Consider the following 11,245-nt stretch of genomic DNA (forward strand, 5'->3'; position numbering starts at 1 on the left):
GCACCATTCTTCGTAATGTTATGATATAACATATAACATGTTGGTTGCAAGTGCTCCAAAGCTCATGCCGTTCCCTCAGCAATGGGGAGTGGTTTTTCTTGCAAATTACCTAAGGGGAAACTGCCCGTTCGGAGGGGACTTCTCGGGCTAACCCCCAGCGCTTAACGGCTTTTTTACTACGTTCGTCGAAAGCTGCGCCATCGGCTCGATGACCTGAAGGCCAAGTGATTCGCCTTCAATCCCAGGTTCATGACCGTCTCGGTTGGCAGAGGTAGGGGGCCTGAAGCCAGCCGGGAGAGTTCATAGTATCCCCCGCGAGCGCGGCCATGAGACGACACGTCCTTTCGAACCTCGACGAGCTGGACCTTGACGCCCGTGAACTGGCCAAAGCCGCCGCCCGCCAAGCAGGATTGAGCCTTGAGGAATGGGCAGCGGCCCTTTTGGCCGCGAAGGACGAAAGACGCGCCTCGTCTGCCCAGGAGCGCAAGCCTGCAGGCCACGATGTCGGCACCGCCATGCCCCGCCCCGCGAAGGCCGCCCGTCCTGAACTGGAGAGAAACCTCGAGGCCTTGATGGCGGCGGTGACGGCGGAGAGCGAGCGCCAAGCTCAGGACCACGCCTCCCGCACGGCGATCGCGCTTGAATCCATGGCGAGCTGGATCGAGCAGACCGAGGAGCGCCTGAACGAAACGGCACGCGCTTCGGCGGATCATCAGGACCGCATGGCCACTGCCCTCTCGCAGGCTCTCTCCACCTTGAAAAATCGTCTCGACACGGTCGAGCGCCAAGCGGTCGCCGAGCGCCAGGCACAACCTGAGACGCAACCTGACAAGACATGGATGCCCGCCGTCGGCGCAATCCGCGCCGAGATTGAGCGGCTGCGCACGAGCATGGACAACCTCGCGACCCGCGAGGAAATCGCCGCGCTCGATCATGCCCTGAAAGACATCGCCAAGGATATGGGCCAGGGTGCCGCCAGCAAGGATCTCCTGATCCTCGCCCAATCCACGGCAGCTCTCTACCGTCAGATCCAGGCTCTGTCGGGAGAGGTCAACGATGGCCTGCACGGACGCATCGGCGGCGAGATCGATCAGCTCAAAGCCAGGATCGACAGAATCGCCGAGACAGGCGTCGACCGCACTGTGATCGACTTCCTCAGCAGCCAGATCGTGGACATGCGTCATGATCTGTCCCAGCGCGCCGAGCCTCGCCAGATCGAGCGCCTGTCGGAAGAAGTGACGACCCTCGGCCGTCAGATCGCAGATCTGCGCATTCATCAGGTCGGACGCAGCGACTTCTCCTCGCTCAAGATCTCGCTCGAAAATGTCTGCACAGCCCTCAACCGCAATGTCGAAGCCCAGGAGGCGAACGACATCCCCGCGCAGCTTGAGGGCATGCGCCGCAATCTCGCAGCACTCGTGAACCGGCCTGCACCCGAGCCCGTGAATCTCGATCCGATCACCGATCATCTGGTGCTTTTGACCGAGCGCATGGCAAGCCTGTCCGAGAACCGCTTTGCGCAAAACGATGCCCTTAACGCCATGATCGAGCGCTTGTCCGCGCAGGTTCAGGCCGTGGCCGAGAAGGAAGCTCCTTCGCACGAGCCGCTGATGAAGCGCTTCGACAGGATCGAGGAGGAACTGCGTCATGTTGGCCAGCAGGCGGACACCGCGTCGGTGGAGCTGATGCTGCGCACGATTGACGAGAAGCTCGATCGCGCCCCTCCCAAGCCTTCAAGTCTCGATACGCTCGAGCGGCAGATCACCACCCTTGCCGAGCGCTTGGCGGAAAAATCGGACGAGCCTCTTCAGAAGGTTCTTGAAGAGACGACAAATCACCTTCGCAACCTGCAGAACGATGCCGCCGATATCGCGGAGCGTGCTGCGAAAGCAGCGCTGAAGGATTTGCAGCCGAACCTGCCTGACACAAGCGACTTCGATGCGTTGAAACAGGGCTTCGTGGAGCTGAAGGCTCTGCAGAGCCGCGCCGACAAGAAGACCCATGAGACCCTGCGGGCCGTTCACGATGCCTTGGAGACGCTTGTTGCGCGCTTCCCCGAGCAAGGCGTTGTCGCTCATGCATCCGGTTCGATCGCTCAGGCGATCCTCACCGCCTCCCCTGAGCAGATGCAGCCTGCCGACCGGCTGGAGGCGGCCGTTCGCCGACTGCATGCCGTCACTCTGTCCCAAATCGAAGAAGTCGCGACGACGCGCCCTGACGATGACGCGAAACCGCAAGCATCGGAGGTTGTGGTCAATCCGCCTCAAGCATCGGCCCCAAAAGCGGACCCCACTTTTGAGGCCGATCCGATGCTCCCTTCCTTTCATGAGCGCATCGTTGATGCGGAAAACCGGGGCCACTTTTCGCTGACGCGGCCCTCCGGGTCCGCACGATGCGCCAGCGCCGATGAGGCGGACCTTGGCAATGTGCGGGCCGGTTTCATCGCGGCCGCGCGCCGGGCCGCGCAGGCCGACAAAGCCGATCAGACTTTCTCCACGCAGCAGCCAGAGGAAGAGGTGAGAGTCGACGAGATCGAAGCCGTCGACGCGGAAGAATCCTCATCCTACACGCCGGCCTCCCTCATCGAGCGCATCCGCAGAAGTCTTGAGTCTCATCGCCGCTCGCTTCTTCTCGGCCTCGGTCTCGCGATCCTGGCAGCAGGAACGGCGCAGGTCATCTCCAGCGGACCTGTTCCCTCGCCCCTGCCGCTGATCTCATCCGTCAGGCACACCCAGCCGGCACCGGTTCCTCTCGTCACGGCCAAGCCGCACGAGGACGCCGCCCAGACGGGAAGCATCACCGCCTCTCCAGACAAGACGAATCTCTTCCAGCCGTCGAGCCTCGTGGCGCCCGCAACCCCGACCCTGCCTGTGACTGCGAAGTTCCTGGTCGATCCTGCAACTGTCCATGAAATTCCGGCCCAGGTTCCGACCGTTCTCAGGCAGGCTGCGCTCGCGGGCGATGCGACAGCGATCTACGCCGTTGCATCTCGCGCAGCGGAGGGGCGCGACATGCCCCGGGACATGATTCTTGCGATCCATCTCTATGAACGGGCAGCTCAGGCTGGGTTCCCGCCAGCGCAGGAGCGCCTGGCGATGATCATGGAGAAGGGCATCGGCATCGCGCGCGATCCGAAGCAGGCGGTGACGTGGTACGAGCGGGCAGCCCAGGGCGGCAATATCCGCGCCATGCACAACCTCGCCACGCTTCTCGCCTCGGGCTGGAACGGCAAGCCGGATTACGCCGCCGCTCTGCGCTGGTACAACGAAGCCGCCGAAGCGGGCCTCAAGGATAGCCAGTTCAACATGGGCGTTCTTCTCGCCCGCGGCTTCGGAATCAAGCAGGATCTCCCGAAGGCCTACAAGTGGTTCGCCCTGGCCGCCGCTCAAGGCGACACAGACGCCGCCAAGAAGCGGGACGAGCTCGCCGGACGGCTGAGCGCTGCCGAATTGACGGCGGTGAAGGGCTCCCTTGAGCAGTGGCATCCCCGCCCTGTCGATCCTGTGGCCAACGAAGCGCCCGCTTCTGCGGACGGCCAGACGGCCGCTCTGGATCGAACTCAGGCCAACAGGAGTTGACGGCGGAGCGGAAGCGGTCAGCTTACGTTCAGCACTTGTCCTTTAAACCGCTCCGCGCATCATTGTAGCCACGCCGTGCCTGCACCGGCTCAAAGAAACCGGCAAGGGGATCCGGATTGCAAATCTATCTGCCGATCGCTGAAATGCCCGTGAGCGTTCTTCTCATCCTTGGGATGGGTGCGGCGGTCGGCTTCATTTCAGGTCTCTTCGGCATCGGCGGCGGGTTTCTCATGACGCCGCTTTTGATCTTTCTCGGCATCCCCCCGGCCGTGGCCGTGGCGACCCAATCGGCCCAGATCGTCGCGTCCTCGACGACCAGCGTGCTCGGGGCCATCAGGCGGGATGCGCTCGACCACAAGCTCGGCGCGATCCTGGTCGCCGGGGGCTTCGTCGGCTCGGCGCTCGGCGTGTGGTTCTTTGCAGCCGCCCGGCGCGCAGGACTGCTCGATCTCGTGATCGTGGTTTCCTATGTGACGCTTTTTACCGTCGTTGGCAGCCTCATGCTAAAAGAGAGCATTCGGGAGTTCTGGACAAAGCGGCGGGGCGGCAGCGTGCGTTTGCGCCGACAGGCGGGCGAGCATGCCGCCTATCTCGGCTGGCCTTTGCGGATGCGCTTTTACCGCTCCAAACTTTATGTGAGCGTCCTTCCGATCCTCGGCCTTTCGCTCTTCATCGGCTTTGCGGGCGCCCTGCTCGGTATCGGCGGCGGCTTCATTATCGTGCCGGCGCTTCTGTATATCTTCCGCGTTCCCACCAACGTGGTCGTGGGCACCTCCCAGTTCCAGATCGTCTGCACGACCCTCGTCGCTCTCATCCTGCACGCGGTGCAGAACCAGGCTGTCGACATGGTTCTGGCGATCCTGCTCATCATCGGCGGTGTCTTCGGCGCACAGTTCGGGGCACGCATGGGGCGTCACTTGAGAGCGGAACTGTTCCGCTTCCTGCTCGCCATCCTGCTGCTGGCTGTGGGCCTGCGCTTTGCGCTCGAGCTCGTCCTGCAGCCGCAGGAGCCGTTCTCGATTACCGTGCAGGAGGTGCGTCAGTGAGGGCTCCTGAAAGGAGGAAGCACCGTATGGTTCCAGAAAGTGCCCTCCACTTTTGGGTCCGATGCTCCAGCATCCTCCTGGTCGTGCTCGCCTCCATCACCTCCGCTTCGGCGGAGACCCTGATCACGTCGCTCTCGAACCATCGCGTCCTCATCAACTCCAACTACACGGGTACATCCATTGCCGTGTTCGGCGCCATTGAGCGGGACGCGCAAACCGTCGCCCGTGCCACGGGCTATGACGTTGTCGTCACGGTTCGCGGACCACGTCAGTTCCTGGTCGTCCGCGAGAAGGAGCGGCTGGGACCCATCTGGATCAACCAGGAGCAGCAGAAGTTTCCACAGGCCCCTGCCTATTTGAGCGTTCTCACATCAAGGTCCATCGAGGAGATCACCAGCGTTCAATTGCGCCAGCGTCAGAAGATCGGTCTTCGAGCCATCATCAACTCGACGGATTTCACGAACGAGCGCGGAGCTGGCGCAGACAAACAGTTCCGGGAGGCGCTCTATCGACTCAAGGCGCAGCAAGGTCTCTATCTGGAAGACGAGCGCGGAGTGACCTTCCTGACAGCCGATATTTTCCGGGCGAGCATCCCGCTTCCGGCAACAGCCCCGCCCGGCGATTACAGCGTGGAGGTCACCCTATTCGCCGACACGGTGATCCTAGCCAGCACGATCACTCATTTCGAGCTGGTAAAAACGGACTTCGAGGAGCAGATCGGTTCCGTCGCCCGCGACTGGTCACTCTTCTACGGGCTCGCCACCGCGCTGATTGCCATCCTCTTCGGCTGGCTCGCCAGCGTGATCTTCCGGCGGGACTGAGCTCGAGCGAGCCATATCCTCTCTGCCGTCATGGCCGCACGTGCTGCGGCCATCCACGTCTTTAAGCCTCAGCGCATAAGGCGTGGATGCCCGGGACTGATCCCCGGATCGTGTCCGGGGACAGGCATGACGAGAGAATGTGATGGATTTCTCAATCCCGGCAGAGCATCGCCTTCGCGATGGCGAAGATGCGCTCCGTGCCGATGAGATGCGCCGTGAAGCCGTTCGGGAAGAGCGGCTTGAAAGCGGCGTCGCAGGCATTCAAGCCGCCCGCATAGGCGCCGAGAGCCGGCATGACGCAGCGCGTGCCGTCCGTCAGGAAGCAGCGGCGGCGCGTGGCGCGTCCGCGCATCACCACCTTGCCGACGGGATGCAGATGCCCTGCCAGTTCCGCCTGCTCTCCCGCGACAGGCTCGTGGCGAAGAGTGAGCGAACCAAGCGCCATCTCCACCACCACCTGGCCTCCGATGCTCTCCGGCAGGATGCGGTCGTGATTGCCCGTCACCCAGATCCACTCGCGACCGGCCTGAACGCCGGACAAAGTGGAGCGCTCCTCATCGCCCAGCCGATCGGGCCCGCCGATGTCGTGAAAGCTGTCGCCGAGCGCGATGACGACACGCGGGTTGAAGCGCGACACCACATCCGACAGCGCGCTCAAGGTCTCGCGCGTGTCATAAGGAGGCAGCATCATGCCGCGACGCGCAAAGGAAGATCCCTTCTCGAAATGCAGATCGGCCACGAGCAAGGCGTCATGCGCGGGCAGATAGAGGCCCCCGGACAGGTCCAGGAGGGCCAGCTGCCCCGCCAGCTCGATTTCGTGCGTTGTCTGTTTGTTCTTTCGCAATGCCGTCACGCCAAAGCCTCGTCGAGAAGCGCCGCTTCCGCCTCGGCCAGAATCTCGTCCGCATTGTCGCTATAGACGCGCTCGCGGCCGATCTCCAGCATGACGGACACGCTCAAAGGAGAAACCCGGTCGAGCGGTTTGTGGATGATTCGCCCCCGGATGCGCTGAAGCATCATGCCGAGACGCCTCACGTCCAGGAGTCCCGTTGCCGCATCCGCCCGCGCGGCGCGGAGCAGCACATGGTCAGGCTCGTGCTTGCGCAGCACGTCATAGACGAGATCGGTCGAGATCGTGACCTGCCGCCCCGTCTTCTGCTCTCCCGGGAAGCGGCGCTCGATGAGCCCCGCGATCACGGCGCATTGGCGGAAGGTGCGCTTCATGAGAGAGGATTCGGCAAGCCAGTCCTCCAGGTCGTCGCCCAGCATGTCCTCGGAGAAGAGCTCGTCCATGAAGCCTGGCTCCCGCGCCGCCCGTGCGGCGATGTCGCCCGAGGCGTAGACCGCGATGCCGTAATCGTTCGCCACGAAGCCCAGGGGCTTCAGCCGCGCCCGCTCCAGGCGTCTTGTCAGCAGCATGCCGAGCGTCTGGTGCGCGAGACGCCCCTCGAAGGGAAAACAGGTCATGTAGAAACGATTGCCGCGCGGGAATGTCTCGACCAGCAGATCGCGCGGTCCCGGCAGAAAAGAACGGCGGCGCTGCTGCAGCAGCCACTCCGTCATCTGCGGCGGCAGACGATCCCACTCGAAAGGATCGGCGAGGATTTCGCGCACGCGTGCCGCGAGGAAGGTGGAGAGCGGAAACTTGCCGCCCTCATAGGACGGGATCATCGGGTCCGTTCCCGAGGCCGCGCGCGTGACCAGCACCTCGTCTTCCGCGATGCCTTCGAACCGCAGCACCTCGCCTGCGAAGAGAAATGTGTCCCCGGGCGTCAGCGTCTCGGCGAAATATTCCTCGATCTCCCCGAGGATGCGCCCGCGCGGCAGCACCGTTCCGGGCCTCGCGCGCGATGTCTTGCCGAGGCGCACCTTGATCATCGTGGCTTCGACGATGGTGCCGACATTCAGACGATATTGCTGCGCCACCTTGCCGTCACGCACGCGCCACAGGCCATCATTGCCCTTGACGATCTTGGCGAAGCGCTCATAGGCGCGAAGGGCATAGCCGCCCGTGGCGACGAACGCGACGCAGGCCTCGAAATCCTCCCAGGAGAGCGATGCGTAGGGCGCTGCGGATCGCACCTCCTCGTAGAGATCTTCGAGCTTGAACGGATCGGCACAGGCCATACCGAGAATGTGCTGGCAGAGAACGTCGAGCGCGCCGATGCGGGCATCGGGCGTATCCTGCGCCGCCTCGTGCACGGCATCCAAGGCGGCGCGGCACTCCAGAATTTCGAACCGATTGGCCGGCACGAGATAGGCCTGCGACGGCTCGTCCATGCGGTGGTTCGAACGGCCGATGCGCTGCATGATGCGCGACGCCCCTTTCGGCGCGCCCACATTCACCACGAGATCCACGTCGCCCCAGTCGATGCCGAGATCGAGGGTGGCGGTACACACGACGGCCTTGAGTTTTCCCGCCGCCATCGCCTCTTCCACGCGACGGCGCTGCGTGACATCGAGCGAGCCGTGATGGAGGGCGATGGCCAAGCCGTCGTCGTTGAGCTTCCAGAGTTCCTGGAACGTGTATTCCGCCTGCAGTCGCGTGTTGACGAAGACGAGCGTCGTCTTGTGCCGCTTGATGAGCCCGTAGATCGCCGGCATCGACAGGGACGCCGTGTGGCCGGCAAGCGGCAGACGCTCGTCGAGTTCCAGCATGCGGATGTCAGGCTGCGCGCCGCCTTTGACCACGACGAGATCGGCAAGGCTCGTCTCATCCTCGCGTTGAGGCACCAGATAACGCCGCAGATCGTCCGGCTCGCGCACCGTTGCCGACAATCCGACGGCTGTCGCCTGCGGAGCCAGGTTCAGAAGCCGCGCGAGCCCGAGCGACAGAAGATCACCGCGCTTCGAGGTGACGAGCGAATGCAGCTCATCCAGCACCACGCGGCGCAGGTCCTTGAAGAAGTCCGCAGCCTCACGATGGGCGAGAAGCAGCGCCAGCTGCTCCGGGGTCGTCAGCAGGATGTCCGGCGGGCGCTCGATCTGGCGTGCACGCTTGTGGGACGGCGTGTCGCCCGTGCGGGTCTCGATGCGGATCGGCAAGCCCATCTCCTGAACCGGCGTTTCGAGGTTGCGGGCAATGTCGGTGGCGAGCGCCTTCAGGGGCGAGATGTAGAGGGTGTGAAGCCCTCGGCCCTCCTTGGCCGTGCCGCGGCGCGGGCCGAGCTCCGCCAGTTCCACGAGGCTCGGCAGGAAGCCGGCCAATGTCTTGCCCGCACCCGTGGGCGCCACAAGCAGCACGGAGCGGCCCGCCTCGGCCTTGGCGAGAAGCTGCAGCTGATGCTCGCGAGGCTCCCAGCCTCGGCTCTCGAACCAGTCCCTGAAGATTTTGGGGAGAAGGGATGCGAACGCTTTGGACATGCCCTTACAAGATAACCGGGGAGGAAGAGTTTCGCTACGGGAGGCTGAATTTCTGGTGTGAAGCTAATCCTTTGCCGCCTTGCCATCTTCCGCCAGATGCCTTCAGCTTGGGGCAACCGAAAAACGATCAGGAGGAAACGCCAATGACCAACTCGGCCCAGTTCAGAGATGCCATCGCCGTCGTGACCGGGGGCACGCAGGGTCTCGGGGAAACCATCGCCCGCACGCTCGCCGAGCGCGGCGCTGCGGGCCTCGTCATCTGTGGCCGCAACGCGGAGCGGGGCGAGGCCGTGGCGCGGGAGATCACGGCGCAAGGCTGCCGCACGGAATTCGTGAAAGCAGAACTCGCCAACATGGATGACACACGCCAGGTGGTGGCCCGCGCCGACAGCGCGTTCGGGCGCGTCGACGTTCTCGTGAACGCTGCCGGCATCACCGACCGCGGCACGATCTTCGACACGAGCCCGGAACTGTTCGACCGGATGTTCGCGGTGAACGTGCGCGCGCCGTTCTTCCTGATGCAGGATGCGGCCAAGATCATGCGGCGCGAGAAGATCGAAGGCTCCATGGTCAATATCCTGTCCATGTCGGCCCATGGCGGCCAGCCCTTCATCACCGCCTATAGCGGCTCCAAAGGAGCACTGGCGACGCTGACGAAGAACGCCGCCTTCAGCCTGATGCCCTGGCGCATCCGCGTGAACGCCCTCAACATCGGCTGGATGAACACGCCGGGTGAGGACAAGACCCTGCGCACCTATCACGGCGCTCAGGATGGCTGGCTGGAAAAGGCTGCGAAGGAGCAGCCCTTCGGCCGCCTGCTCGAAACGGCGGAAGTCGCACGCGCGGTCGCGTTCCTGGCGAGTGCTGAATCCGGCATGATGACCGGCTCGGTCATCGACTTCGACCAGTCGGTGGTCGGCTGCTACGAGAGCGCGCCGCACCCGTCGACGCCGGCTGACTAAGAGCCTCTCGCGAACACGGCCCAACAGCGTCATGGCCGGGCTTGTCCCGGCCATCCCGATGGAGACAAGCACCGCACCTCAAGGAATCGAGATCACCGGCACAAGGCCGGTGACGACGCAGTCTTGCTGGATGAGCCCAGAAGAGTTTTGAGACGCTGAAGGATCAGCGCTGCAGCACAACGAGGAACCCGGGAACCGGCACACCGCGATCTTCCCGGGTCGATACCCGCTCCAGGATGATCGTCGCAAAGCCGGTCGCATCCGCGAGTTCTCGCAGATAGCTCTCGCTATGGGCATAGCGCGCATCAGCCCCAAGAACGAAGCCTTCGCCTTCATGCGCCTGGACCGTGAAGGCGAAGAACCCCTCGCGCTTCAACACGCGATGCGCCTCGCGGAATGCATCGTCGAGCTCCGCCATGTAGACGAACACATCCGCCGCTACCACGAGACCAGCCTCCGAATCGGGGCGCCCTTTCAGGAAGGAGACGAGTTCTCCTTCGTGGAGTTCATCGTAGAGCTTGGTCTTCGTGGCCTTCTCCAGCATGCGCGGCGAGAGATCGACGCCGACGAGCGACGCGGACACCCCATCGAGCGCCTGCCCCATCAGTCCCGTGCCGCAGCCGAGATCGAGGCTGAGCCCGAACCGGTAATCCCTGATCTGCCTGGAGCAGGCGCGACGCAGCGCATCGGCGATCAGCTCCGGCCCGCGATAAGCCAGGCTCTTCGTCAGATGCCGGTCGAACTTGGGCGCATACTCGTCGAACAGGGCCCGCACATAACTGTCCGTCATCGCCTCATCGGGCCGCAGAGCCCCGAGGCGGGCGAGATCGAGGCGAACGCCCAGGACATCCTCCGGCTCAAGCTCCAGCGCCCGGCGCAGGGCTTCCACGGCCTCGCCCTGCAAGCCCAGCTCCGCCGCCGCGCGCCCCAGGAGGGTATGGGCCGGGGCAAAGCGCGGCGCAAGTTCCAGCACCTGCCGGGCCAGATCGGCGGCAGCCTCGAAATCGCGCTCGTCAAAGGCGGCGCTGGCATATTCGTATCGGCGATCGGCAAGGACATCGCCGGAGGATCGGAAGGAAGAGGTCAACGGCATGGCTTTGCCATGAGGCAGAGACGATGGGCTGTCAATTCAGGTATCCGAAAGCGGGCCGCACCGTCTCACCCGATAGCCCCGGCTTGGTGCACCATGCCGCCACGACCTCTCCTCGTCATGGCCATCCCCGGACTTGGTCCGGGGATCAGTCCCGGGGATCCACGTCTTTTGGACCGCACCGTCAGAAGACGTGGATCCCCGGCCCAAGGCCGGGGATGACGGGGAGGAGCCCTTCTCACTGGTCGCGCAAGCCATGGCCGCCCCACCCCGTCATGGCCGGGCTTGACCCGGCCATCCCCGTCCTGGGAGACGCCGCACTCGCAAGACGTGAATGCCCGCGCCAAGCGCGGGCTGACGGCGGAGGAGGTTCCGAGCCATCCGG

7 protein-coding genes are annotated in these 11,245 nt (G+C 64.0%); 4 read left to right on the forward strand and 3 right to left on the reverse strand.

Annotated features, from left to right (window positions below; genetic code table 11):
• The first annotated feature begins 326 nt into the window (after positions 1-326).
• The 3 genes from AA309_RS28535 (at position 327) to AA309_RS28545 (ending at position 5,445) form a co-directional block, all read left to right on the forward strand.
• Positions 327-3,578, forward strand: a complete 3,252-nt coding sequence (locus AA309_RS28535; RefSeq protein ID WP_047192404.1) for an SEL1-like repeat protein — start codon at positions 327-329, stop codon at positions 3,576-3,578.
• 116 nt (positions 3,579-3,694) lie between these two features.
• Positions 3,695-4,624, forward strand: coding sequence for a sulfite exporter TauE/SafE family protein (locus AA309_RS28540; protein WP_047192405.1), 930 nt, complete (start codon positions 3,695-3,697; stop codon positions 4,622-4,624).
• Positions 4,625-4,650: 26 nt separating this feature from the next.
• A complete protein-coding gene (locus AA309_RS28545; RefSeq protein WP_047192406.1) occupies positions 4,651-5,445 on the forward strand; it encodes a TIGR02186 family protein in 795 nt (264 codons plus the stop codon).
• A gap of 151 nt (positions 5,446-5,596) precedes the next feature.
• Here the strand turns inward: AA309_RS28545 and pdeM are convergent, their stop codons facing one another.
• Both pdeM and AA309_RS28555 read right to left on the reverse strand, forming a co-directional pair.
• Positions 5,597-6,298: a ligase-associated DNA damage response endonuclease PdeM gene (gene pdeM, locus AA309_RS28550; protein WP_047192407.1), complete on the reverse strand. Its 702-nt coding sequence runs from the start codon at positions 6,296-6,298 to the stop codon at positions 5,597-5,599.
• Positions 6,295-8,808 carry a ligase-associated DNA damage response DEXH box helicase gene (locus AA309_RS28555; protein WP_047192408.1) on the reverse strand — a complete coding sequence of 838 codons (2,514 nt, stop codon included), beginning with the start codon at positions 8,806-8,808 and terminating at the stop codon, positions 6,295-6,297. Before AA309_RS28555 ends, pdeM begins: the two co-directional genes overlap by 4 nt.
• A 143-nt stretch (positions 8,809-8,951) precedes the next feature.
• Between AA309_RS28555 and AA309_RS28560 the strand changes: the two genes are divergently transcribed.
• Complete coding sequence (locus AA309_RS28560) at positions 8,952-9,770, forward strand: SDR family oxidoreductase (protein WP_047192409.1); 819 nt, start codon at positions 8,952-8,954, stop codon at positions 9,768-9,770.
• Between the two features lie 163 nt (positions 9,771-9,933).
• Here the strand turns inward: AA309_RS28560 and AA309_RS28565 are convergent, their stop codons facing one another.
• On the reverse strand, positions 9,934-10,863 hold the full coding sequence (locus tag AA309_RS28565; RefSeq protein WP_047192410.1) for a class I SAM-dependent DNA methyltransferase: 930 nt from the start codon (positions 10,861-10,863) through the stop codon (positions 9,934-9,936).
• Between the last annotated feature and the right edge of the window lie 382 nt (positions 10,864-11,245).

Origin of the sequence: Microvirga vignae, from assembly GCF_001017175.1 — a bacterium.
Taxonomy (GTDB): Bacteria; Pseudomonadota; Alphaproteobacteria; order Rhizobiales; family Beijerinckiaceae; genus Microvirga; species Microvirga vignae.

Excerpts from the sequence above, each read along its gene's own strand:
- AA309_RS28560 (WP_047192409.1), top strand. The coding sequence starts at position 8,952 with ATGACCAACTCGGCCCAGTTCAGAGATGCCATCGCCGTCGTGACCGGG.
- AA309_RS28565 (WP_047192410.1), bottom strand. The coding sequence starts at position 10,863 with ATGCCGTTGACCTCTTCCTTCCGATCCTCCGGCGATGTCCTTGCCGAT.
- AA309_RS28535 (WP_047192404.1), top strand. The coding sequence starts at position 327 with ATGAGACGACACGTCCTTTCGAACCTCGACGAGCTGGACCTTGACGCC.
- AA309_RS28555 (WP_047192408.1), bottom strand. The coding sequence starts at position 8,808 with ATGTCCAAAGCGTTCGCATCCCTTCTCCCCAAAATCTTCAGGGACTGG.
- AA309_RS28545 (WP_047192406.1), top strand. The coding sequence starts at position 4,651 with ATGGTTCCAGAAAGTGCCCTCCACTTTTGGGTCCGATGCTCCAGCATC.